The following is a 23,171-nucleotide window of genomic DNA, read 5'->3' on the forward strand; positions in this document are numbered from 1 at the left end:
GGTGCCGGCTTTCTTTTTGTGGCGGCGGGCGCCGGTCTTGACCCCTTGGCGCCCGACGCGTGATCCTAGGCGGTCCGCTCCCACCCCGGGGCGGGGTTCGCCGCTAATTCGCGGTCAGAAGGACAGTAACTCCATGAATGCCATCCAGTTCGGGGATCCGGTTTCCGGCAAGACCGTCAGTGCGCGCGTCTCGCCGGCCGGCGGTCTCGACATCCTCTCCCGCAACGAGGTCGCGCGCCTGCGCGATGCGAGCGGGTCCGGGCTGCATCAGCTGCTGCGCCGTTGCGCGCTGGCGGTGTTGACCTCGGGCAACCTTTCCGACGATCCGGGCTCGATGTTCGAGCAGTACCCGGACTTCGACGTGCAGGTGCTGCAAGAAGATCGCGGCATCAAGATCGAACTGAAGAACGCGCCCGAGCAGGCCTTCGTCGATGGCCGCATCATCCGCGGCATCAACGAACTGCTCGTGGCCGTGGTGCGCGATATCGTCTACGTGTCGACGCAGCTGGAAACCGGCGCGTTCGACCTGGACGACACCGTCGGCATCACGCATGCCGTATTCGAGATCCTTCGTAACTCGCGCATCCTGCGTCCGCAGGTGGACCCGAACCTGGTGGTCTGCTGGGGTGGCCACTCCATCTCGCGCGACGAGTACGAGTACACCAAGCGCGTCGGCTACCAGCTCGGTCTGCGCAGCCTGGACATCTGCACGGGTTGCGGCCCGGGTGCGATGAAGGGCCCGATGAAGGGCGCGACCATCGCGCACGCGAAGCAACGCCGCAAGGGCAATCGCTATATCGGCGTGACCGAGCCGGGCATCATCGCGGCCGAATCGCCGAACCCGATCGTCAACAACCTGGTGATCATGCCGGACATCGAGAAGCGCCTCGAAGCGTTCGTCCGCCTCGGCCACGGCATCATCGTGTTCCCCGGCGGCGTCGGCACGGCGGAAGAAATCCTCTACATGCTCGGCATCCTCCTGTTGCCGCAGAACAAGGGCATTCCGTTCCCGCTGATCTTCACCGGCCCGCAGAATTCGGCGGCGTACTTCGAGCAGATCGACCGCTTCCTCCGCCTCGCGCTCGGCGACGACGTGGCGAAGCACTACAAGATCATCATCGACGATCCCGCCGCGGTGGCGCATGCCATGGTCTCGGGCATCGACAAGGTGCGTAACCACCGGCTGGACAACAAGGACGCCTTCTTCTTCAACTGGGCGCTCGATATCCCCTTGTCCTTCCAGCAGCCGTTCCGGCCCACGCACGAAGCGATGGCCGGGCTCGCCCTGCATCGTGACCGTCCGCGACACGAACTGGCCGCGGATCTTCGTCGCGCGTTCTCGGGCATCGTCGCCGGCAACGTGAAGGAAGAGGGCGTCAAGGCCATCGAGGCACGCGGCCCCTTCGTGATCGACGGCGAGACCGACATCATGCGTGCCCTCGACGACCTGCTGAAGGCCTTCGTGGAGCAGCATCGCATGAAGCTCCCCGGCGGCACGGCGTACGAGCCCTGCTACGTGGTTCGCACCTGATACACCGGCCGGTGGCCTGTCGGCGCCGGCCGTCCGTTCGCTGAACGTGACGCGGAACAAGGGGTTCCGCGTCACGCGCCCTAGACGGTGACGCGCGCGACGATGCGCTGGCAGCCTCACTGCCGGGAGACAGTCATGCTCGTCACCATCCTCATCATCGTCCTCATCATCGCCCTTATCGGTGGCTTGCCGACGTGGGGCTATTCCAGTTCCTGGGGTTACGGTCCCAGCGGCGGTATCGGTGTCATCCTGGCCATCGTCCTGATCTGCTGGCTGCTTGGCGTATTCTGATCGGCGCACGCGCCACAGGAGAGCCCCATGCCACGACCGCACCGTCCCGTGCCGGACAGCGAAACACCGCTGCCCGGCACTTCGCCGCCGCCTTACGACCACGAGCCGGTGGAGCGGCCGGGGCCCGATCCGGATACCGATGGCGAGACACCGGAGACCTGATGGCACCGCGTCGACCTCGCTGGCCGGGTGACATCCTTCCGCGCTCGTTCTTCCACCGTGACCCACGTGTCGTGGGCCCGCAGTTGCTGAACAAGGTGCTCGCGTGCGCCGATGGCCGCGCGGGACGCATCGTGGAAGTGGAGGCCTATTGCGGCGCCATCGATCCGGCGGCGCATACCTATCGCGGGAAGACCAAACGCAACGCGGTCATGTTCGGCCCGCCCGGGCACATGTATGTGTATTTCACCTATGGGATGCACTGGTGCTGCAACACCGTCTGCGGCGATGACGGCGAGGGCGCGGGCGTGCTCATCCGCGCGCTGGAACCGCTGGCTGGCATCGAACTCATGCGTGAGGCGCGACCGAAGGTCCGGCGCGACCGCGAATTGTGCAGCGGCCCGGCGCGGCTGACCCAGGCACTGGGCATCACGGGCGCGCAGAACGGCATCGATCTGGTGAAGGCACGCGATGGCTACACCGTGGTCGACGACGGAATGCCACCGCCGGAATTCGTGCCGGGATCGGCGCGCATCGGTATCCGCGAAGGCACGGACCTGCTCTGGCGCTGGTTCGTCGCGGGCAATCCCCACGTGTCGAAAGCCTGACCGGGGTACGGACGAGGGTGCCGCCATCTTGGCCGGACGGCCACCGGGGTATACGCTCCGTGCCAACGCAGACAAGGAACCCGCCATGAAGCGTGTCGCCGCTACCCTCATTCTCGCCGTGTTTTCCATCGGTGCCGCCGCCGCGGATACCTACCGCTTCGGTTCCCAGGTCATTTCCACGGGCGACAGCGAAGGCCGCCTCCGTCAGGTGGCCGGCAAGCCGGATCGCGAGACGCCTATCGAGACCCGCCACGGCGGGTTGGAAGGCTATCGGCTGGAATACTTCCAGCGCGGCAAGTCGATCCAGTTCGAGGTGGTCAAGGGCAGGGTGGCATCCATCACCCAGATCGACAGCTGACCCCGATCGTCCCGGCCGTGAAGGCGTCTTCACGTTTTCGTGAAACCGGCGCCGGTAGGTTGCCCGCCTTGGTAAGGGGCGACCGATGAAGCACGACGACATAGACGAACTCCGCCGCAGTCACGAACAGTTCCGCCTCCTGGTCCAGGGTGTGGCGGACTATGCCATCTACATGCTCGATCCCGATGGCAACGTCTCCAGCTGGAACTCCGGCGCCGAGCGGATCAAGGGTTACTTGCCCGACGAGATCATCGGAAAGCATTACTCGGCTTTTTTCTCGCCGGAAGACGTGGCCCGCCGCGAGCCCTGGTCGAACCTGGAGGCCGCGAAGGACGTGGGCCGGCTGGAAACCGAAGGCTGGCGCGTCCGCAAGGACGGCAGCCGTTTCTGGGCGCACGTGGTGCTCGACCGCATCGACGACGAGTCGGGCAAGTTCGTGGGTTTCGCCAAGGTCACGCGTGACGTCACCGAGCAGCGCAACGCGGCCCGAGCCCTCGAACAGGCCCGCGAAGCCCTCTTCCAGTCGCAGAAGCTCGAAGCGGTAGGCCAGCTCACCGGTGGCGTGGCGCACGATTTCAACAACCTGCTCATGGCGATCCACGGCAACCTCGAACTGCTGACGCAGCGCGAGGATCTTCCGGCGAAGGCCCGGACCCTCGTCACGAACGCCTTGAGCGGTGTCCGCCGCGGTGTCGCGCTCACCCAGCGCATGCTCGCTTTCGCGCGGCGACAGCAACTGCACCTGGAACCGGTGAACCTGGCGGACCTCGTCTACGGGATGTCCGACCTGATGCGCACATCGCTGGGTCCCTCGGTCGTGATCGAGGCGAGTTTCCCCTTGTCGTTGCCGGCGGTGCTCGTCGACCCGAACCAGTTCGAACTCTGCCTGTTGAACCTGGGCGTCAACGCGCGCGATGCGATGCCGGACGGCGGCACGGTCACGATCTCGGGGCGCGCGGAAATCGTGCGCGACTCCGATGCCTTGGGTATCGTTCCAGGCGATTACGTGCGTCTTTCCATCACCGATACCGGCGAGGGCATGGGGCCGGCGACGCTGGCCCGGGCCACCGAGCCCTTCTTCACCACCAAGGGCGTGGGCAAGGGCACCGGCCTGGGACTGTCCATGGTCCACGGCATCGTGCAGCAGTGCGGAGGCGCGCTGCGCCTCCGCAGTTCACCGGGCGAAGGGACCACCGTCGACATGTGGCTTCCCATCGCCAACCGGGTGGTGAGGTCCAGCGAACAGGCGTCCGTGCGCGAGGGGGATGTATCGGCGCATGAATCTTCGTCGGCAGCGGCCATGCCAGTTCCGTCCAGTGCGACATCCATCCTGGTGGTCGATGACGACCCCCTCGTGCTGTCGACGACGGTCGAGATGCTTTCCTTCGAGGGTTACGATGCCGTGGGCGCGTCGTCCGCGCTGCAGGCACTGAAGCTGATCGACGGCATCTCGCCGTTCTCCATCGTGGTTACCGACCATGCCATGCCCGGCATGACCGGCGCGGAACTGGCATCGCATCTCGCGGATTCGCATCCGGACATCCACGTGGTCCTGGCCAGCGGCTATGCCGAATTGCCCGGTGACACGCCTGGAGTTCGTGCGCGTTTGCAGAAACCATACGGGCGCGCGGATTTGCTGGCGGCAGTGCGGGCGGAATAGGGCGGCCGGGCCTGGCTTCGCCAAGAAAAAGGGCCTGCATCGCAGCAGACCCTTTCAAAACCTGGCGCCCGAAGTTGGACTCGAACCAACGACCCCCTGATTAACAGTCAAGTGCTCTAACCGGCTGAGCTATTCGGGCGGGGAGCCACGTATTTTGTGGAAGTGGGGAGGGGCTGTCAAGCGCTCTTAACGTTTTCGTGACAGCTGGGAGGCGCACGCGGCGGCGTCTTCGGGCGTGGCGGTTTTGTGCCGGGCGCGGCCCGATTTGGCAACGACGATCGAGACGGCGGTGGCGGGACGGCCGCGAACGCAGAGGGTGATCGTCTGGTTGCTTGACGCGCATGTGCCGTCCGGATCGAACGAGAGCTCGTGGCGGCCGGGGCGGCGGGCGACGGATAGCGTGTCGTCGAGAGGCTCCATCGCCTCGAAGATCGTCCGTAGCTTCGCGTCCCTCCCGATCCAGCCCTGGGTCCAGTCGGCCGAGGGCGAGCAGGCACGGCCGTCGCGACTCGCGCAGAGGATCGTCCGGTGGTTCCGGCGAACCGCCGTGGCGCGGGTTGTGGCCATGGCGTCCATCAGGCTGTCGGTGGCGGCACGGAGGTGATGGCGGGCAAGGGCGCCCCCCAGGGCCGGCAAGGCCAAACTGGCGAGGATGCCGGTCACGGCCAGGACCGCCAGCAGTTCGGTCCAGGTGAATCCATGGGGGCGATGGCGGGGCATGGGCAGGGCACGAGGCGGCGCCTGAGCTTGCCCGCCGCTCCCAAGGGTGCCCATCGGTGCGGCGCGTCACGGCATGTAGGCCCCGGCGCTTTAAACTTGGCATCCAAACCTGCATATCGTCAGCCATGACCGATCGCTTCCAGCTCGTCTCCCCGTACAAGCCCGCCGGCGACCAGCCCGAGGCCATCCGCCGCCTCACCGAGGGTTTCGAGTCCGGACTCGCCGCACAAACCCTCCTGGGTGTGACCGGCTCGGGCAAGACCTTCACGATCGCCAACGTGGTCGAGAAGATCCAGAAACCGACCATCGTGCTGGCGCCCAACAAGACGCTTGCCGCGCAGCTGTACGGCGAGTTCAAGGAGTTCTTCCCGCACAACGCGGTGGAGTACTTCGTCAGCTATTACGACTACTACCAGCCGGAAGCCTACGTGGTGGCCTCGGATACCTTCATCGAGAAGGATTCGAGCATCAACGACCATATCGAACAGATGCGCCTGGCCGCGACCAAGGCCCTCTTGTCGCGGCGCGATTCGCTGATTGTCGCGACGGTGTCGGCTATCTACGGCCTGGGTGACCCCGAAGATTACATGAGCCTCCGCCTGATCCTGTCGCGCGGCGAACACATCGAACAGCGCGCGTTGATCCGCCAGCTCACCGAACTGCAATACGTGCGCAACGAGATGGAATTGCGCCGCGGTACCTATCGCGTGCGCGGCGAGGTCATCGACGTGTTTCCGGCGGAGTCGGAATCCGAAGCACTGCGCATCGAGTTGTTCGACGGCGACGTGGAGAACCTCTCGCTGTTCGATCCGCTGACCGGCGAGGTGCTGCGCAAGGTGCCGCGCTACACCGTGTATCCGAAGACGCATTACGCGAGCACGCGGCAGAGCGTGCTGAACGCGATGGAGACGATCAAGATCGAGCTTTCCGAGCGCCTGGAGCAGCTGTACCGCGACAATAAGCTGGTCGAGGCCCAGCGCCTGGAGCAGCGCACGCGATTCGACCTGGAGATGATGGCCGAGGTGGGCTTCTGCCAGGGTATCGAGAACTACTCGCGCCACATGACCCGTCGCGGTCCGGGCGAGCCGCCGCCGACGCTGTTCGATTACCTGCCGCCGGACGCGCTGATGGTGGTGGACGAATCGCATGTGACCGTGCCCCAGCTGGGCGCGATGTACAAGGGCGACCGTTCGCGCAAGGAGACCCTGGTGGAATTCGGTTTCCGCCTGCCTTCGGCGATGGACAACCGCCCGCTGCGTTTCGAGGAATGGGAACGTCGCGCACCGCGCGCGATCTACGTGTCCGCGACGCCGGCCAAGTACGAGCTGGAACGTTCCGACGACAACGTGGTGGAGCTGGTGGTGCGCCCGACCGGCCTGATCGATCCCGAGGTGGAGGTGCGCCCGGTGCGCACCCAGGTGGACGACCTGCTCGGCGAGATCCACAAGCGGGTCGCGTTGGGCGATCGCGTGCTGGTGACGACGCTGACCAAGCGGATGGCCGAGAACCTCACGGACTACCTGTCCGAGCAGGACGTGAAGGTGCGTTACCTCCATGCGGATATCGACACGGTGGAGCGCACCGAGATCATCCGCGACCTGCGCCTGGGCGAGTTCGACGTGCTGGTGGGCATCAACCTGCTGCGCGAGGGCCTCGACATGCCCGAGGTCTCGCTGGTGGCGATCCTCGATGCGGACAAGGAAGGCTTCCTGCGTTCGACCCGGTCGCTCATCCAGACGATCGGCCGCGCGGCGCGCAACGTGCGCGGCAAGGCGATCCTCTACGGCGACGAGATCACCGGTTCGATGAAGGAGGCGATCGACGAGACCGCCCGTCGCCGCGAGAAACAAATCGAATACAACGCCGCCCACGGCATCACGCCGACGACGGTCGTCCGTCGCATCGCCGACATCATGGAAGGCGCCCGCGCCGACGTGGGTTCGCGCGGCGGCAAGGGCAAGAAGGCCCGCGAGGCGGCGAAGAAGGTGGCCGAGGAGGCCGCCGACTATGCGGCGCTCAGTCCGGAGCAGGCCGGAGTGGCCATCAAGAAGCTCGAGGCCCGCATGTACAAGCACGCCCAGAACCTGGAGTTCGAGGAGGCGGGCAAGATCCGCGACGAGATCCGCCGCCTGCGCGAGCGGGCATTGCGCTGAAGTCCCGGCCGGGTAAAAAATCCCGACCGGACCCTTGCGAAGCCGGGCGGCGGCCGGTAAACTGCGCAGCTCTTCGGGCGGTTAGCTCAGCGGTAGAGCACTACCTTGACATGGTAGGGGTCACAAGTTCGATCCTTGTACCGCCCACCACTTTCCCTCAGGCGAGTGGCACGAAGATCGCAAAAAGGAGCCCTCGGCTCCTTTTTTATTGCCTAAACTATGGCCTTTCCCGACGGAGCGTTGCCGGTGTTGGCCTACCCGCTGATCAAGTCCCTGCATATCGTCTTCGTGATCGCCTGGATGGCGACGGTGTTCTACCTCCCGCGCATCCTGGTCAACATCGCCGAGGCCGGCAGCGAGCCCGCGGTGAAGGCGCGGCTCGAACTCATGGGCCGCCGCCTGTACAAGTTCGGCCACAACATGTTCGGCCTGGCCTTCCTGTTCGGGCTCGTCCTCTGGCTGTACTTCCATATCTCCGGTGGCTGGCTGCATGCGAAGCTGGCGCTCGTCGTCGTCATGCTCGGCTACTACATCTGGTCCGGCCGGCTGCTCAAGCGCAGCATCGCCGGCGGTACGCTGCCGTCGACGAAGACGCTGCGCCTTTTCAACGAACTGCCGGTGCTCGTGTTGCTCGCGATCGTCTTCCTCGTCGTCGCCAAGCCGTTCTGAAGTCTCGCCCGGCGAGACGTGGATCGGCGATGATCCACGCTGACGTTTTTCGCCCTGGAGCCGCCCGTTGAACGACGTGGACGACATCGCGCCGGGCCTGATGGTCCTGCACGGCAACCGCCTGGAGGAATTGCGCGACGTCCTGGTCGCGTGGCTTCGGCGCGCGCCGCTGGCGCCGCTCGAGGACGAGTGGGTGCTGGTCCAGTCCAACGGCATCGCGCAGTGGTTCCAGATGGCGCTGGCAAGGGCGGTCGACGAGGGCGGGCTGGGCATTTCCGCGGCGGTGAACGTGCAGCTCCCGGGCCGGTTCCTCTGGAAGGCCTATCGCGCGGTGCTCGGGCGCGAGGCGGTGCCGCAGGAATCTCCCTTCGACAAATCCCGGCTGGTCTGGCGCCTGATGCGCCTGTTGCCATCGCTCTCGCAGGAACCGGATTTCGAATCGCTCGCCGCCTACCTGGGCCACGAGGACGATCCGCGTAAATGCCACCAGCTCGCCGAGCGGCTGGCCGACCTTTACGACCAGTACCAGGTATACCGGGCCGATTGGCTGGACGATTGGGCGTCGGGACGCGACGTATTGCGCGACGCGCGCGGCGGTGCGCCCGCCATGGCCGCCGGTGACCGCTGGCAGGCGGTGCTGTGGCGGCGCCTGCTGGACGATGTCGGGCCCGTGGAGGCCGACGGCCATCGCGCCGCCGTGCACGAACGGTTCCTGCGAGAGATCGCGTCGGCGGGCTCGCGGCCCGCGGGGCTGGCGAGGCGGATCGTGGTGTTCGGCATGTCGTCGTTGCCACGACAGACGCTGGAGGCGCTGTCCGCCATCTCCCGCTGGTCGCAGGTGCTGCTGGTGGTGATGAATCCCTGCCGCTACTACTGGGCCGACATCGTCGACGATCGCGAATTGCTGCGTGCCGAGCGGCGGCGTCAAACGCCGAAGCAGGGCATGCCTGCCTTGCCCTCCGACGCCGACATGCACCTGCATGCGAACCCGCTGCTGGCGGCATGGGGCAAGCAGGGTCGCGACTACATCCGCATGCTCGACGAGTTCGATCATCCGGAGAGTTACCGCGAACGCTTCACCGCGTGGGACCAGCGTATCGATCTGTTCGCCGAGCCGTCGTCCCGGAGCCTGCTCGGGCAGGTGCAGGCGGCGATCCTCGACCTGGAGCCCGTGCCCGCGACTCCCGTGGCGATCGGTTCCGACGACACCAGCATCGCCTTCCATGTCGCCCACGGCCCGCAGCGCGAGGTGGAGATCCTCCACGACCAGTTGCTGGCGCGCTTCGAGGCCTCGGCGCGCGAGGGCGACCCGATCCTGCCGCGCGACGTGATCGTGATGGTGCCGGACATCGAGACCTACGGCCCGCATATCGACGCGGTGTTCGGCCGCGTGCCGCGCGACGATCCACGCTACATCCCTTTCAGCGTGGCCGACCGCGCTTCGCGTGGCAGCGTGCCGCTGGTGATGGCGCTGGACATGTTGCTGGGCATGACGGAGTCGCGCTTCGCTGCGGGCGACCTCGCCGACCTGCTCGACGTGCCGGCGATACGGAAGCGGTTCGGTCTTGGCGAGGACGACCTCTCCCTCGTGCATCGCTGGATCGAGGGCGCCGGTATCCGCTGGGGACTGGACGCCACGCAGCGGGCGTCGCTGGGATTGCCCGCGCTCGAACAGAACACGTGGCGTTTCGGTTTGCGGCGCATGCTGCTGGGCTACGCGGTCGGGCGTGGCGAAGCGTGGGGCGACATCGAGCCCTACGACGAGGTCGGCGGGCTCGACGCCGAACTGATCGGGCCCTTGTCCGATCTGCTGGACAGCCTTGGGACGCACTGGCGGTCGATGGCCGAACCCGTGCCACCCGCGGCGTGGGGTGCACGCCTGCGCGCGCTGATTCGCGAGTTCTTCGAGGCCGCGGAGCCCGATGACAGCATGCGCATCCAGCGGCTGCACGATGCCCTCGACACCTGGGAGCGCGCCTGCGCGGAAGCCGCGTTCGACGAGCCGCTTCCCGTGGACGTGGTACGCGAAGCATGGCTGGGACAACTCGACGACGATGGCCTGTCGAAACGCTTCCTCGCCGGTGCGGTGAGTTTCGGCACCTTGATGCCGATGCGCGCCATCCCGTTCCGCCTCGTATGCCTGCTGGGCATGAACGACGGCGATTATCCTCGTGCGCGTCCGCCGATGGATTTCGACCTGATGTCGCGATCCGGCGCCTGGCGTCCGGGCGATCGCTCGCGGCGCGAGGACGACCGCTACCTGTTCCTCGAAGCGCTGCTTTCCGCGCGAGATGCGCTGCACATCGGATGGGTGGGACGTAGCGCACGGGACAATGCCGAGCGCGCGCCTTCGGTGCTGGTGGGCCAGCTACGCGATTATCTCGCGGCCGGTTGGCAAGCGAGCGATGGCGGGCCGTTGCTGCCGCGCATCACGGTGGAGCATCCGTTGCAGCCTTTCAGCCGTGCTTATTTCGGCACCAGCGACGAACGGCTCTTCACGTATGCCCGCGAATGGCGGCAGGCCCACGACGGCGGCGAACGGGCGATGGACGAGGCCTTGCCGCCCGTTTCCATCGAACAGCCGCTCGGCCTGGCGGTGTTGCGCCGGTTCCTGCGCCATCCCGTGCGCGAATTCTTCCAGTCGCGCCTGGGCGTCCGCTTCGACGCCGCCGAGGCCGCCACGGATGAGCTCGAGCCATTCGTCATCGACGGGCTCGGCCGTTTCAGCATGACCGACGCGGTGTTGCGTGCGGCGATCCATGGGCAGGGCGATGCCGCCTCGTCGATCGATGCCGCCGCCGCCCGCCTGCAACGGAGCGGCGTATTCCCGATGGGGGGCTTCGCCGGCCCCGTTCGCCGCGAGATCGAGGCCACCGCGACGACCGTGTTCGCGCGCTTCGTCGCCGAACGGCGTGCATGGCCGGTCGATGCCGGCAAGCGAGAGATTCGTATCGATGCCGCCGGTATCGTCATCGAGGATTGGCTGGCGGATCTTCGTGCCGATGGCGACGGGAGGCTTGCCGCCTTCCTGTTGTCGCCGTCGAACGTGCTGGATAACGAAGGGGCGGTGCGCGCGCACCGCCTGGTGATGCCGTGGGTCGATCACCTCGTGGCCCAGGCCGCCGGGCTCGCCCTGGAAACGCGCTACATCGGACCGGACGCCACGGTGGTCCTCGCACCCATCGATGCCGGCCATGCCACGCGCATGCTGGAGACCCTGGTGCGCGCCTGGCTCGAAGGCATGCGCGCGCCTTTGCCGGTCGCCGTGCGAACGGCGCTGGCGGCGCTCGCCACCGCCTCGCCCGACGAGGCCACCGCCGCGGCGCGGAGGACCTACGACGGCGTGCACGAGCGTTCGCGCGGCGAAGTCGACGGCGATCCCTACCTGCTTCGCGCCTATCCCGATTTCACGGCGCTCGAACAGGCGGGCTTCGAGCGCTGGCTACAGCCGTACCGCGATTTCATCGGTTGCCTGCGCGTGGAGTCCGCATGAGCGCGAACGTGCAGCCGCTGCAACCCCTGTCGATGCCACTCGATGGCGTGCGCCTGATCGAAGCGAGCGCCGGTACCGGAAAGACCTGGACCATCGCGGCGCTCTACGTGCGCGCCGTGCTCGGCCACGGCATCGCGGAACCACTGCTGCCGCCGCAGATCCTCGTCGTGACGTTTACCGAGGCGGCGACGCAGGAATTGCGCGAACGCATCCGTACGCGCCTCGTGGATGCGGCGCGTGCGTTCCGCGAAGGCCGTTCCGACGAGCCGTTCCTCGCCGGCTTGCTGGATACCCAGCCGGCGGAGCGCCATGCGGCGTGTGCGCGCCGGTTGGAACTGGCTGCGCAGTGGATGGACGAAGCGGCCATCTTCACCATCCATGGCTGGAGCCAGCGCATGCTGACCCAGCACGCGTTCGGCAGCGGCCATGCGTTCGCGCAAACGCTGGAGCCCGACGAGAGCGAGTTGCTCGCCGAGTGCGTGCGCGACTACTGGCGCCAGGCCTTCTATCCGCTCGACGAGGCGCGGCTGGCGCCGATCGTCGAGGAGTGGACTTCCCCCGATGCCTTGTCGCGTTCGCTGCGGCCGCTCCTGGCCGGTGGCGAAACCACCTTGCGGGTCAACGGGGAAGTGCTGCCCGAGGTGGTGGATATCGCCGCCACCCTTGCCGGGCGTGCGGCCTGGGACGAGGAAGCCGCGCGGCGGAACGCCGACGCCGCCTCGGCGTGGGCAGCGGATGCCGATGCGATCGAGGTGACGATTTTCGCCGCCGCGCGCGACAAGGTCCTGCACAACGGCTGGTACAAGCCTGAGCGGATGCCGGCGGATATGGCCGCGATGCGGCGCTGGGCGTCGAGCGGGGACGCGGGCGGTTTCGACATCGCACGGTATTCCGCGAGCCGCCTCGCCAAGGCCACCGGCAAGGGCAAGACCCCGCCGACGCATCCGGCGTTCACGGCGCTCGATCGTTGGCAGGAATGGCAGGCGGGAAAGGTGCCCGTTCGCCACGCCGTGCTCGCGGATGCCCTGCCATGGGTACGCGAACGTTTCGCCGCGCAGAAGCGCCGGCGGGCGCAGATCGGCTTCGACGACCTGCTGTTGCGCCTGGACCGCGCCTTGGCATCGCCGGCGGGAGCGGGCCTGGCGGCGACCCTGCGCCAGCAGTTCCCGCTGGCGCTGATCGACGAATTCCAGGACACCGACCCGCTCCAGTACCGGATCTTCCGTGCCGTGTATGCCGGCGCGCCTGCGGTGGGACTGTTGCTGATCGGCGATCCGAAGCAGGCGATCTACGCGTTTCGCGGCGCGGACATCCATACCTACCTCGCCGCACGCGGCGAGGCGCAGCCGCCGCACTACAGCCTCGACACGAACCATCGATCCAGCGAAGGCATGGTGGCCGCGGTGAACGCGGTCTTCGAACATGCGGAGCGTCACGCGACGGGGGCGTTCCATTTCGCCGATCGCGGGTTGCCCTTCCTTCCCGTGAAGGCGCGCGGCCGCCCCGAGGCCTTCGTGATCGAGGGGCGGCCACAACCCGCCTTGCGCCTCTGGCTGCTCGACGACGAGGCGCCGGTGGGGGTTCGTGTGTACCGCGAGCAGATGGCTGGCGCGTGCGCGGCGGGCATCGTTGACCTGTTGCAAGCGGCGGAGCGTGGCGAATGCGGGTTCCTGTCGGTGGACGGCAGGTTCGCATCGCTCAAGCCGGCGGATATCGCCATCCTCGTGCGTAGTCACACCGAGGCGGCCGAGATGCGCGCCGCGCTCGAACGGCGCCATGTGCGCAGCGTCTTCCTGTCCGACCGCGACTCCGTGCTCGACAGCGTCGAGGCGCACGACGTGCTGCTCTGGTTGCGGGCGGTGGCGGAACCCTCGTCGGATACGGCGATGCGCGCCGCGCTCGCCACGCGCAGCCTCGACCTCGGCTATGCCGAACTCGAACGCCTCAACGTGGACGAGCGGCACTGGGAACGGCGTGGCCAGCAGTTGTTCGAGTTGCGCGAGACCTGGCGCCGGGGCGGGGTGCTCGCGATGCTGCACCGCTTCCTCCACGTCTTCGACTTGCCGGCGCGCCTGCTCCAGTCGCCAGGCGGCGAACGTGCGCTGACCAACCTGTTGCACCTGGCGGAACTGCTCCAGCAGGCGGCCGCCACGATCGAGGGCGAGCAGGCCCTGATCCGCCATCTCGCGGAACGCATCGCCGATACCGCCAGTCATCATGGCGATGACCAGATCGTGCGCCTGGAAAGCGATGACGACCTGGTCAAGGTCGTGACGATCCACAAGTCGAAAGGCCTGGAATATCCGTTGGTGTTCCTGCCCTTCGCCTGTGCTTCGGGTGGCGCGCGCGCGAGCCAGGGTTATCGCTATCACGATGTCGGCGGTGCGCAGCTGGAATTGCTCGCCGCCAGTCACGATAGCGCTGGCGAGGCCGTGCGCGAGGCCAAGGAGGCGGCCGAGCGCGCGGCGCTGCAGGAGGATCTGCGCCTGCTCTATGTCGCGATGACGCGTGCGCGCCATGCGTGCTGGGTCGGTGTGGCGCCTGTCTGCCATAACCCGGCGAAGAAGCCGCAACTGCATCGGGGTGCCTTCGGCCACGTGCTCGGCGGCGGCAGGGAGATCGACAACGGCGCGATCGAAGGCCTGTTGCGCGAGCTTGCCGAGGGGCATCCCTCGATCGCCGTCGAGTACATGCCGGCCCCTCATGAGCGGCCTTACCAGCCCGCCACGCAAGGCGAACAGCCCCGGCCCGCGCGGGAACCCCATGTCGCTCGTGCCGCGCCGTGGTGGATCGCCAGTTATAGCGCGCTGCGTTATACCGACGACGCCGTGGCCGCGCCGGAGACCGCGGCGGACGACATCATCGTGGAATACGCCACGGAACCGGTGGCGACACCCGTCGATATCGCCACCATCCATGGTTTCGAGCGCGGCGCCGAAGCGGGCACCTTCCTTCACGACCTGCTCGAATGGGCGGCGGAAGAGGGCTTCGCCGCGGTCGCCGCCGATCCGGCGCGTCTTCGCGATACCGTGGCACGCCGGTGCGAGCGTCGTGGCTGGGAACGCGCGATCGACCCGCTCACCGACTGGTTGCTTGGCTTCCTGCATGCATCGCTGGCATTGCCGGACGGCCGCCACCTCGTGCTGGCCGCGCTCGACGATCCACGCCGTTACCGCGCCGAACTCGAGTTCATGTTCGAGGCGCGCGGCGTGGATACGCTGGCGCTTGACCGCATCGTCCGCGAGTACACGCTCGGCGGCGTGGCGCGTCCCTCGCTGGCGGCGGACCGGGTCAATGGCATGCTCAAGGGCTTCATCGACCTCATCGTGGAACACGAGGGCCGTTGGTACGTGGCCGACTACAAGTCGAACTGGCTGGGTGTCGACGAGCAGGCCTATACGCCCGCCGCCATGCGCCGGTCGATCCTCGAATCGCGTTATGAACTGCAATACGCGCTCTACCTGCTGGCCCTGCATCGACAACTGCGCGCGCGCCTCGGTACGGCATACGACTACGACACGCACATCGGCGGCGCCGTCTACCTCTATCTGCGCGGCATCGACGGCACGGGGCATGGCGTCCATGTGGAGCGTCCGCCGAAGGCGATGATCGACGCGCTCGACGCCTTGTTCGAAGGAGTGGCCGCATGATCGCCGACATCGCGCGCTGGCTCGACACGGCGGTGGCCGAAGGGCGCCTGCGTTCCATCGACCGCGCGTTCGCACGCTTCCTCGCCACGCTCGAACCCGGCGTGGACGCGCGCGTGCTGGCGATGGCGGCCCTGGTCAGTCGCGAACTCGGCGAGGGGCATATCTGCGTGGATGCCGGCCGCCTTGTCGAGATGGAGGCGTCGCTGGGAGAGCCGGAGCGCTGGATCGACACGTCGTCCCTCGTGGCCGGTCCCGCGGGCGATCCAGCCGCCCCCCTGGTGCTGGACAGCGGCTGGATCTACCTGCGCCGCTTCTGGCGGGACGAGGCCCGTGTCGCCGACGCGGTGGTTTCCCGCTTCGGCAGCCTGCCCGTGCCGGCCGATCTCGACGTCGAGCTCGACCGCCTGTTCCCGCGCGACGGCGACGGGCTCGACTGGCAGAAGATCGCCTGCGCCATCGCCATACGTGGCGCCTTCGCCGTGGTGACGGGTGGGCCGGGCACGGGCAAGACCACCACCGTGGTCCGCGTGTTGGGACTCCTGCAGGCGTTGGCGCATCGCGAAGGCCTGCCACGCCTGCGCATTCGCCTCGCGGCACCGACGGGAAAGGCCGCGGCGCGGTTGAACGCCTCCATCGCCGGGCAGATCGAGCGGCTCGACGTGGAGGACGCCGTCAAGCAGGCGATTCCCGCCGAAGTCACGACCTTGCACCGGCTCCTGGGCAGCCGGCCGGACAGCCGTGCCTTTCGTCACGACCGCGACAACCCCTTGCACGTGGACGTCCTCGTCATCGACGAGGCGTCGATGATCGACCTGGAAATGATGGCGGCGACGCTGGACGCCTTGCCCGCCGGGGCGCGCCTCATCCTGCTTGGCGACAAGGACCAGTTGTCGTCGGTGGAGGCGGGCGCCGTCCTCGGCGACTTGTGCGCACGCGCGGAGCAGGGGTATTACGACGTCGACACGCAGGCGTGGCTGGCCTCTGTTTGCCATGTCGACGTCGGTCCGTGGACGAAGCCCTCGGAGGCGCGTGCGCTCGACCAGCATGTCGCGATGCTCCGGCGTAGCCGCCGCTTCGGTGACGACAGCGGTATCGGCGCGCTGGCCGCCGCGATCAATGCCGGCGACCTGGTGGGCGTCCGTTCGGTGTTCGAGCGCGGTGACACCGACGTCGCCGCGTTGCCGCCATCGCCCGAATCGGTCGCGATCCTTGCGATCGAGGGACGGGGGAAGCCCCCGGCTATGCGCATTACCTGGATCGCATCGAGGCGGCGCGTCCGGCGGCGGATGCCTCGTTCGCGCATTTCGAGGCCTGGGGAGCGGAAGCGTTGCGTTCGTACGCGAGGTTCCAGTTGCTTTGCGCCACGCGGCATGGCGACAACGGTGTCGTGCGGCAGAACGAACGCATCGCACAGGGCCTGCTCGAACGCGGCCTCATCGAGTCGATGGACGGCTGGTATGAAGGCCGGCCGGTGATGGTCACGCGCAACGATTACGCGCTGGGACTGATGAACGGCGATGTGGGCGTCACGTTATGGGTACCGGACGGGCAGGGCGGCATGGCCTTGCGCGTGGTATTCGCGGTGATGGACGAGCGGGGTGGCGAACGCATCCGCTTCGTCGTGCCGAGCCGCCTCGCGGCGGTGGAAACGGTGTATGCGATGACCGTGCACAAGTCGCAGGGATCGGAGTTCGAGCACACCGCGCTCGCGCTGCCCGCCGAGCCGTCTCCGGTGCTGACGCGCGAGCTGGTCTATACGGGCGTGACCCGTGCGCGACGCTGGTTCACCTCGCTGGCTGCGCCGGACATCCTCGGCTACGCGGTGCAGCGGAAGACACAACGGGCGTCGGGCTTGTTGCGCCGGTTGCTCTGACCCGACCGGCAAGGCGCGCGATGCCGCACGTCCATCGCCGCTGAAGCGGCTCCCACAGGAAACAGGGGCTGGTCTGGTCTGGCCTGGCTTGCTTGCCTTGCCTTGGCTTGGCTTGGTGGGAGCCGACCCTGTCGGCGATGGGTGCTTGCCGTAACCTGGCCCGCTGCCGCGGGATCGCCGACAAGGTCGGCTCCCACCAGTCTGCCACCAGTCTCCTACCAGTCTCCTACCAGTCTCCTACCAGTCGGCACCGGCAGCTCGTCTCCGACCAGTGCTTGTCTTCCACCAGTCGATTCACGATGGGAGGATGCAAGCTCCTGTGGGAGCCGCTTCAGCGGCGATACCGGCGGCGCGATCACCCCACCTTGTAAAAGTCCTTGTACCAGGCAGCGAACTTCGCCAGCCCTTCGTCGACCGATGTCGCGGGCGCATAACCCACGTCCCGCCGCAGCGCCGACACATCCGCCCAGGTGTCGGGGACATCGCCCGGCTGCATCGGCAACAGGCGTTTCTCGACCGTGCGCCCGAGGTGCTTCTCCAGCAGCCCGATGAAATCCAGCAATTGCACCGGCTCATCGTTACCGAGGTTGTACACGCGGTAAGGCGCGGCCGAGCTACCCGGATTCGGCGCCACCGGGTCGTACGACGGGTCCGGCGCGGCAGGGTGGTCGAGCGTGCGGATCACGCCTTCGACGATGTCGTCGATGAAGGTGAAGTCGCGGCTGTGCTGGCCGTGGTTGTATACGTCGATGGGTTCGCCGCGGACGATGCGGTTGGCGAACAGGATCGGCGACATGTCCGGCCGGCCCCACGGGCCATACACGGTGAAGAAGCGCAGGCCCGTCGTCGGCAGGCCGAACAGGTGGCTGTATGTATGCGCCATCAACTCGTTCGACTTCTTCGTCGCTGCGTAGAGGCTGACGGGATGGTCCACGGCGTCCTCCACCGCGAAGGGCATCTTGCGGTTGGCGCCATACACGGAACTGGACGAGGCGTAGACCAGGTGCCCCACCTGGTGCCGCCGGCAGGCCTCGAGGATGTTCACGAAGCCGACCAGGTTGCTCTGCACGTAGGCGTGCGGGTGGGTGAGCGAGTAACGGACGCCGGCCTGGGCGGCGAGATTCACCACGCGCTCCGGCTGGAAATCCGCGAACGCCTTGTCCACCGCCGCCTGCTCGGCGAGGTCCGCGCGCAGGTGGGTGTAAGCCGGATGCGTGGCGAAGCGGGCGAGGCGCGCTTCTTTCAGCGCCGGGTCGTAGTAATCGTTGTGGTTGTCGAAGCCCAGCACGGTGTCGCCGCGCGCGAGGAGGCGCTCGGTGAGGGCCGAACCGACGAAACCGGCGCTGCCGGTGACCAGGATGCGCATGGTGGGGACCTGCGGTTTGGGCGGCCCCACAGTGTAGCGGACGCCCGGATTGACACGGCAGCGGCGCTGATCTAGTTTTTGCGCGATATCCACGAGACGAAGGTGGCCCGCGGCAACGCCGGCCGAGTGTGCGACATGCGGACTACTCGCTTCCCAACCTGAGCCCCCGCCACGTCTTCGTCACCTTTCGAAGGGCGCCTGGCGCCCTTTTTGTTTGTCCGGAACACCATCCATGATCCAGATCACGCTACCCGACGGCAGCCAGCGCCCGTTCGACCATCCCGTCACCGTGCAGGACGTCGCCGCCTCGATCGGTGCCGGCCTGGCCAAGGCCACGCTCGCCGGCAAGGTCGACGGCAAGCTCGTCGATGCCAGCTTCACCATCGACCACGACGCCGCCCTCGAGATCGTCACCGAGAAGAGCCCCGAGGCCCTGGACATCCTGCGCCACTCCACGGCGCACCTGCTCGGCCAGGCCGTGCAGCGCCTGTTCCCGGGCGCGCAGGTCACGATCGGTCCCGTGGTCGAGAACGGCTTCTACTACGATTTCGCCTACGAACGGCCCTTCACGCCGGACGACCTCGACGCCATCCAGGCGGAGATGGAGAAGATCGTCAAGGAGCAGATCCCGGTCACCCGTTCGGTGAAGAGCCGCGACGAGGCGATCCGCTTCTTCCGTGGCATGGGCGAGGAATACAAGGCCCAGATCATCGAAAGCATCCCCGCCAACGAGGAGCTTTCGCTCTACACGCAGGGCGAGTTCACCGATCTCTGCCGCGGCCCGCACGTGTCCAACACGGGCAAGCTGCGTGCGTTCAAGCTCATGAAGGTGGCCGGCGCCTACTGGCGCGGCGATTCCAACAACGAGATGCTGACCCGCATCTACGGCACCGCGTGGCTGAACGACAAGGACCTCAAGGCCTACCTGCACCAGCTGGAGGAAGCCGAGAAGCGCGACCATCGGCGCATCGGCAAGCAGCTGGACCTCTTCCACATGCAGGAAGAGGCCCCGGGCATGGTCTTCTGGCATCCGAAGGGCTGGGCCATCTGGCAGGCGGTGGAGCAGTACGTCCGCGGCGTCTACAAGAAGAGCGGCTACCGCGAGGTCCGTGGCCCGCAGATCATGGACGTGAGCCTGTGGAAGAAGTCCGGCCATTGGGACAACTACCAGGAAAACATGTTCTTCACCGAATCGGAGAAGCGCACTTACGCCCTGAAGCCCATGAATTGCCCGGGCCACGTGCAGATCTTCAACACCAACCTGCACAGCTACCGCGACCTGCCGGTCCGCTATGGCGAGTTCGGCGGCTGCCATCGCAACGAGCCCTCGGGCGCGCTGCACGGCATCATGCGCGTGCGCGCGTTCACCCAGGACGACGGCCACATCTTCTGCACCCCGGCGCAGATCGAGGAGGAGGTCGCGGCCTTCCATGGCCAGGCCATGAAGGTCTACGAGGATTTCGGCTTCAACGACATCGCCATGAAGATCGCCCTCCGCCCCGACAAGCGGATCGGTTCGGACGAGGTCTGGGACAAGGCCGAGCACGCCCTGCGCGGGGCCCTGTCGGCGGCCGGGGTGGAATGGGAGGAGCTGCCGGGCGAGGGCGCCTTCTACGGTCCCAAGATCGAATACCACATGAAGGATTCGATCGGCCGGGCCTGGCAGGTCGGCACCATGCAGGTCGATTTCATGATGCCCGAGCGCCTGGGCGCCGAATACGTGGACGAGAACAGCCAGCGCCGGCACCCGGTCATGCTGCACCGGGCCATCGTGGGCTCCATGGAGCGCTTCATCGGCATCCTGATCGAGCACCACGCGGGCTTGCTTCCGACCTGGCTCGCCCCCATTCAGGCAGTTGCCTTCAGCATTACCGACGCACAGGCCGATTATGTGCGTGAAGTGACGCAAGCCCTTGTCGGACAAGGGTTCAGGGTGGAAGCCGATTTGCGCAACGAAAAAGTCGGATATAAAATCCGCGAGCATACGTTGCAGAAGGTGCCCTATCTCATCGTGATCGGTGATCGCGAGAAGGAAACGGGTACCATTTCCGTACGTACCCGCGGCGGCGAAGACCTCGGCAGCATGCCGGTGGCACAATTCGTCGAACGTTTGGAAGCCGAGACCCGCCGCTAGGCCGCGGGTCCGGTATTGGGATCATTCTTCTGGAGGATAGCGGTATCGCTACGACCGATAACAAGGGCAATCGCAAGAACAACGACATCCGCGTGCCGCGGGTGCGCGTGCTGGGCGCCGAGGGCGAGCAGTTGGGCATCATGGAGACCCGTGACGCCATTCGTGCCGCCGAGGAGCTGGGCATGGACCTCGTCGAGATCCAGCCGAACGGCGATCCGCCGGTCTGCAAGATCATGGATTACGGCAAGTTCAAGTTCGAAGCCCAGAAGAAGGCCCAGGCCGCCAAGAAGAAACAGAAGCAGGTCGAGATCAAGGAAGTGAAGTTCCGCCCCGTCACCGACGTGGGCGACTACGACATCAAGCTGCGCAAGATGCGCGAGTTCCTGGAGGAAGGCGACAAGGTCAAGGTGACGATCCGCTTCCGCGGTCGCGAGATGTCCCACCAGGACCTCGGCCAGAACCTGGCCCGCAAGATCCAGGCCGACATCGGCGAGGAAGGCGTGGTCGAGCAGTTCCCCCGCCTGGAAGGCCGCCAGATGGTCATGATGATCGGCCCGAAGAAGAAGGTCTGATCCAGAAAAGGCGCTTCGGCGCCTTTTTTGTTGGCCGCATTCTTCGGCTTCCGAGATGGAGGCTGCCTCTGGCGGAAGCCCTCGCGATTCGGTATCATCGTCGGCTCGGCCCGTATGGATGGGCCGAACCACCGTTCCCGGCAGGAAGGAAAGCGCGTTGCCTCCCAAGGCTCGCCGCCGGATCAGTCAGCAACCGAATACGGAGCATTCCGATGCCCAAGATCAAGACCAACCGGGCGGCCGCGAAGCGTTTTCGCAAGACCGCATCCGGCAAGTTCAAGGCCGGTCACGCCTTCAAGTCGCATATCCTGACCAAGAAGTCGACCAAGCGTAAGCGCGGCCTGCGCGCTCCCAACCACGTCAAAGCTTGCGACACCAAGGGTGTGGCTCGCATGTTGCCGTATCTCTGAGGGAGGGTTGAACCATGGCTCGTGTTAAGCGTGGCGTTACCGCCCGTCGTCGTCACAAGAAGATCATCGGCCGTGCCAAGGGCTATTACAACGCCCGCCGCAAGGTATTCCGCGTAGCCAACCAGGCCGTCATCAAGGCTGGTCAGTACGCGTACATCGGCCGCAAGCAGCGCAAGCGTCAGTTCCGCGCCCTGTGGATCGTCCGTATCAATGCCGCCGCCCGTCAGTTCGGCCTGTCGTACAGCCGCCTGATCAATGGCCTGGCCAAGGCGCAGATCACGGTCGACCGCAAGGTCCTCGCCGACCTCGCCGTGCACGACATCAAGGCGTTTGGTGCGATCGCAGAGAAGGCCAAGGCCAGTCTGGCTGCGTAATCCGCTTTACCACGCGCGGTAGTCTTATCGCGCGATGATGGATGACGTGGGGAGAAGGCCTTGCCTTCTCCCCACACTTTTTTGCGTGCCCGGAAAAAGCAGGAAAACCGATGGAATCGATCGAGCATATCGACGCGTCCCTACGGGACATCGAATCCGCCCCCTCGCTCGAGGCGCTGGATGCCGTGCGTGTGGCCTTGCTAGGCAAGAACGGCGCGGTCACCGCCGCCCTGAAGGCCCTGGGCCAGCTTTCCGGCGACGAGCGCAAGGCGCGCGGCGCCGAGGTCAATCGCGCCAAGGAGCGCCTGACCGATGCCATCGCCGCGCGCAAGCAGGCGCTGGAACAGGCCGAACTGGACCGTCGCCTCGCCTCCGAGCGCGTCGACGTGACCTTGCCGGGCCGGGATGGGGAATACGGTGGCATCCATCCGATCACCCGCGCGCTCGAGCGCATCGCCGATATCTTCGGCCGGCTCGGCTACCAGCGTGCCGACGGTCCCGAGATCGAGGACGACTGGTACAACTTCGAGGCGCTGAACTTCCCGCCGTACCATCCGGCGCGCGCCATGCACGACACCTTCTATTTCGGTGACGGGCGCCTGCTGCGCACGCATACCTCGCCGGTGCAGATCCGTTCGATGCAGGGCCGCCAGCCGCCCATCCGCATCATCGCGCCGGGCAAGGTCTATCGCAGCGATTCGGACCAGACACACTCGCCCATGTTCCACCAGATCGAAGGCCTGCTGGTCGACGAGACCTCCAGCTTCGCCGACCTGAAGGGCACGCTGGCCGAATTCGTGCGCGCGTTCTTCGAGCGCGATTTCGAGATGCGCTTCCGGCCGAGCTATTTCCCCTTCACCGAGCCCTCGGCCGAAGTCGACATCCGCTGGGATGCCGAGGACGGCAGCACGCGCTGGCTCGAAGTGCTCGGCTGCGGCATGGTGCATCCCACCGTGCTGAAGAACTGCGGCATCGATCCGGAGCGCTATACGGGTTTCGCCTTCGGCCTGGGCGTGGAGCGATTCGCCATGCTCCGCTATGGCGTCGGCGACCTGCGCGCGTTCTTCGAGAACGACCTGCGATTCCTGCGCCAGTTCGCCTGATCCGCAACGACCGAGGCCGGCTCCCGCGCCGGCCACGACTCCACGTT

The 23,171-nt window shown here is 66.6% G+C and carries 19 protein-coding genes and 2 tRNA genes; 18 read left to right on the plus strand and 3 right to left on the minus strand.

Annotated features, from left to right (window positions below; genetic code table 11):
• The first annotated feature begins 133 nt into the window (after positions 1-133).
• The 6 genes from ppnN to ACR9Y6_RS01880 all read left to right on the plus strand — a co-directional run bounded on the left by ppnN (position 134) and on the right by ACR9Y6_RS01880 (position 4,607).
• The gene (gene ppnN, locus ACR9Y6_RS01855) at positions 134-1,531 is read left to right on the plus strand and encodes a nucleotide 5'-monophosphate nucleosidase PpnN (protein WP_426285224.1); all 1,398 of its coding nucleotides are present in this window, start codon (positions 134-136) and stop codon (positions 1,529-1,531) included.
• Positions 1,532-1,666: 135 nt separating this feature from the next.
• Positions 1,667-1,822, plus strand: coding sequence for a DUF3309 family protein (locus ACR9Y6_RS01860; RefSeq protein WP_429199564.1), 156 nt, complete (start codon positions 1,667-1,669; stop codon positions 1,820-1,822).
• 27 nt (positions 1,823-1,849) lie between these two features.
• Positions 1,850-1,984, plus strand: a complete 135-nt coding sequence (locus ACR9Y6_RS01865) for a hypothetical protein (RefSeq protein ID WP_426285223.1) — start codon at positions 1,850-1,852, stop codon at positions 1,982-1,984.
• On the plus strand, positions 1,984-2,589 hold the full coding sequence (locus tag ACR9Y6_RS01870; RefSeq protein WP_481279739.1) for a DNA-3-methyladenine glycosylase: 606 nt from the start codon (positions 1,984-1,986) through the stop codon (positions 2,587-2,589). The genes ACR9Y6_RS01865 and ACR9Y6_RS01870 overlap by 1 nt, the downstream gene beginning before the upstream one ends.
• Before the next feature lie 85 nt (positions 2,590-2,674).
• Positions 2,675-2,947 carry a DUF2845 domain-containing protein gene (locus tag ACR9Y6_RS01875; RefSeq protein WP_481279740.1) on the plus strand — a complete coding sequence of 91 codons (273 nt, stop codon included), beginning with the start codon at positions 2,675-2,677 and terminating at the stop codon, positions 2,945-2,947.
• An 85-nt stretch (positions 2,948-3,032) separates the two neighbouring features.
• On the plus strand, positions 3,033-4,607 hold the full coding sequence (locus ACR9Y6_RS01880; protein ID WP_481279741.1) for an ATP-binding protein: 1,575 nt from the start codon (positions 3,033-3,035) through the stop codon (positions 4,605-4,607).
• Between the two features lie 62 nt (positions 4,608-4,669).
• Here the strand turns inward: ACR9Y6_RS01880 and ACR9Y6_RS01885 are convergent.
• Both ACR9Y6_RS01885 and ACR9Y6_RS01890 read right to left on the minus strand, forming a co-directional pair.
• Positions 4,670-4,746, minus strand: a tRNA-Asn gene (locus ACR9Y6_RS01885).
• A 47-nt stretch (positions 4,747-4,793) separates the two neighbouring features.
• Positions 4,794-5,327, minus strand: a complete 534-nt coding sequence (locus tag ACR9Y6_RS01890; protein ID WP_481279742.1) for a GspH/FimT family pseudopilin — start codon at positions 5,325-5,327, stop codon at positions 4,794-4,796.
• Between the two features lie 125 nt (positions 5,328-5,452).
• Here ACR9Y6_RS01890 and uvrB point away from each other — a divergent pair, with 125 nt between their 5' ends.
• From uvrB to ACR9Y6_RS01925, 7 genes are all read left to right on the plus strand, one after another.
• Positions 5,453-7,480 (plus strand): excinuclease ABC subunit UvrB, encoded by a 2,028-nt coding sequence (gene uvrB, locus ACR9Y6_RS01895; RefSeq protein ID WP_481279743.1) that lies wholly within the window; start codon positions 5,453-5,455, stop codon positions 7,478-7,480.
• 75 nt (positions 7,481-7,555) lie between these two features.
• A tRNA-Val gene (locus tag ACR9Y6_RS01900) sits at positions 7,556-7,630 on the plus strand.
• Between the two features lie 96 nt (positions 7,631-7,726).
• Entirely contained in the window at positions 7,727-8,149 is a 423-nt protein-coding gene (locus tag ACR9Y6_RS01905) for a CopD family protein (RefSeq protein ID WP_481279744.1), read from the plus strand.
• 76 nt (positions 8,150-8,225) lie between these two features.
• Positions 8,226-11,642: an exodeoxyribonuclease V subunit gamma gene (gene recC, locus ACR9Y6_RS01910; RefSeq protein WP_481282674.1), complete on the plus strand. Its 3,417-nt coding sequence runs from the start codon at positions 8,226-8,228 to the stop codon at positions 11,640-11,642.
• Positions 11,639-15,292 (plus strand): exodeoxyribonuclease V subunit beta, encoded by a 3,654-nt coding sequence (recB, locus tag ACR9Y6_RS01915; RefSeq protein ID WP_481279745.1) that lies wholly within the window; start codon positions 11,639-11,641, stop codon positions 15,290-15,292. The genes recC and recB overlap by 4 nt, the downstream gene beginning before the upstream one ends.
• Positions 15,289-16,767, plus strand: coding sequence for an exodeoxyribonuclease V subunit alpha (gene recD, locus ACR9Y6_RS01920; RefSeq protein WP_481279746.1), 1,479 nt, complete (start codon positions 15,289-15,291; stop codon positions 16,765-16,767). The genes recB and recD overlap by 4 nt, the downstream gene beginning before the upstream one ends.
• Positions 16,680-17,165: an ATP-binding domain-containing protein gene (locus tag ACR9Y6_RS01925; RefSeq protein WP_481279747.1), complete on the plus strand. Its 486-nt coding sequence runs from the start codon at positions 16,680-16,682 to the stop codon at positions 17,163-17,165. Before recD ends, ACR9Y6_RS01925 begins: the two co-directional genes overlap by 88 nt.
• 355 nt (positions 17,166-17,520) lie before the next feature.
• Here the strand turns inward: ACR9Y6_RS01925 and ACR9Y6_RS01930 are convergent, their stop codons facing one another.
• Positions 17,521-18,531 carry an NAD-dependent epimerase gene (locus ACR9Y6_RS01930; RefSeq protein ID WP_481279748.1) on the minus strand — a complete coding sequence of 337 codons (1,011 nt, stop codon included), beginning with the start codon at positions 18,529-18,531 and terminating at the stop codon, positions 17,521-17,523.
• Positions 18,532-18,763: 232 nt separating this feature from the next.
• On the opposite strand from ACR9Y6_RS01930, the gene thrS reads away from it, so the two are divergent.
• The 5 genes from thrS to pheS all read left to right on the plus strand — a co-directional run bounded on the left by thrS (position 18,764) and on the right by pheS (position 23,124).
• The gene (gene thrS / locus ACR9Y6_RS01935) at positions 18,764-20,665 is read left to right on the plus strand and encodes a threonine--tRNA ligase (protein WP_481279749.1); all 1,902 of its coding nucleotides are present in this window, start codon (positions 18,764-18,766) and stop codon (positions 20,663-20,665) included.
• A gap of 44 nt (positions 20,666-20,709) precedes the next feature.
• Positions 20,710-21,237 carry a translation initiation factor IF-3 gene (infC, locus tag ACR9Y6_RS01940; protein ID WP_430539362.1) on the plus strand — a complete coding sequence of 176 codons (528 nt, stop codon included), beginning with the start codon at positions 20,710-20,712 and terminating at the stop codon, positions 21,235-21,237.
• A 212-nt stretch (positions 21,238-21,449) separates the two neighbouring features.
• Positions 21,450-21,647 carry a 50S ribosomal protein L35 gene (gene rpmI / locus ACR9Y6_RS01945; RefSeq protein WP_036114929.1) on the plus strand — a complete coding sequence of 66 codons (198 nt, stop codon included), beginning with the start codon at positions 21,450-21,452 and terminating at the stop codon, positions 21,645-21,647.
• Positions 21,648-21,661: 14 nt separating this feature from the next.
• Complete coding sequence (gene rplT / locus ACR9Y6_RS01950) at positions 21,662-22,021, plus strand: 50S ribosomal protein L20 (protein WP_306850326.1); 360 nt, start codon at positions 21,662-21,664, stop codon at positions 22,019-22,021.
• Positions 22,022-22,131: 110 nt separating this feature from the next.
• Positions 22,132-23,124, plus strand: a complete 993-nt coding sequence (pheS, locus tag ACR9Y6_RS01955) for a phenylalanine--tRNA ligase subunit alpha (protein WP_481279750.1) — start codon at positions 22,132-22,134, stop codon at positions 23,122-23,124.
• The last annotated feature ends 47 nt before the right edge of the window (positions 23,125-23,171 follow it).

The organism is Luteibacter sp. TLI7-4A, assembly GCF_056754745.1.

Bases quoted from the DNA above. Each gene is read 5' to 3' on its own strand.
- rplT (WP_306850326.1), top strand. From the start codon at position 21,662: ATGGCTCGTGTTAAGCGTGGCGTTACCGCCCGTCGTCGTCACAAGAAG.
- uvrB (WP_481279743.1), top strand. From the start codon at position 5,453: ATGACCGATCGCTTCCAGCTCGTCTCCCCGTACAAGCCCGCCGGCGAC.
- ACR9Y6_RS01870 (WP_481279739.1), top strand. From the start codon at position 1,984: ATGGCACCGCGTCGACCTCGCTGGCCGGGTGACATCCTTCCGCGCTCG.
- ACR9Y6_RS01890 (WP_481279742.1), bottom strand. From the start codon at position 5,327: ATGCCCCGCCATCGCCCCCATGGATTCACCTGGACCGAACTGCTGGCG.
- recD (WP_481279746.1), top strand. From the start codon at position 15,289: ATGATCGCCGACATCGCGCGCTGGCTCGACACGGCGGTGGCCGAAGGG.
- rpmI (WP_036114929.1), top strand. From the start codon at position 21,450: ATGCCCAAGATCAAGACCAACCGGGCGGCCGCGAAGCGTTTTCGCAAG.
- pheS (WP_481279750.1), top strand. From the start codon at position 22,132: ATGGAATCGATCGAGCATATCGACGCGTCCCTACGGGACATCGAATCC.
- thrS (WP_481279749.1), top strand. From the start codon at position 18,764: ATGATCCAGATCACGCTACCCGACGGCAGCCAGCGCCCGTTCGACCAT.
- ppnN (WP_426285224.1), top strand. From the start codon at position 134: ATGAATGCCATCCAGTTCGGGGATCCGGTTTCCGGCAAGACCGTCAGT.
- ACR9Y6_RS01875 (WP_481279740.1), top strand. From the start codon at position 2,675: ATGAAGCGTGTCGCCGCTACCCTCATTCTCGCCGTGTTTTCCATCGGT.
- ACR9Y6_RS01865 (WP_426285223.1), top strand. From the start codon at position 1,850: ATGCCACGACCGCACCGTCCCGTGCCGGACAGCGAAACACCGCTGCCC.
- ACR9Y6_RS01930 (WP_481279748.1), bottom strand. From the start codon at position 18,531: ATGCGCATCCTGGTCACCGGCAGCGCCGGTTTCGTCGGTTCGGCCCTC.
- ACR9Y6_RS01880 (WP_481279741.1), top strand. From the start codon at position 3,033: ATGAAGCACGACGACATAGACGAACTCCGCCGCAGTCACGAACAGTTC.
- ACR9Y6_RS01860 (WP_429199564.1), top strand. From the start codon at position 1,667: ATGCTCGTCACCATCCTCATCATCGTCCTCATCATCGCCCTTATCGGT.
- recB (WP_481279745.1), top strand. From the start codon at position 11,639: ATGAGCGCGAACGTGCAGCCGCTGCAACCCCTGTCGATGCCACTCGAT.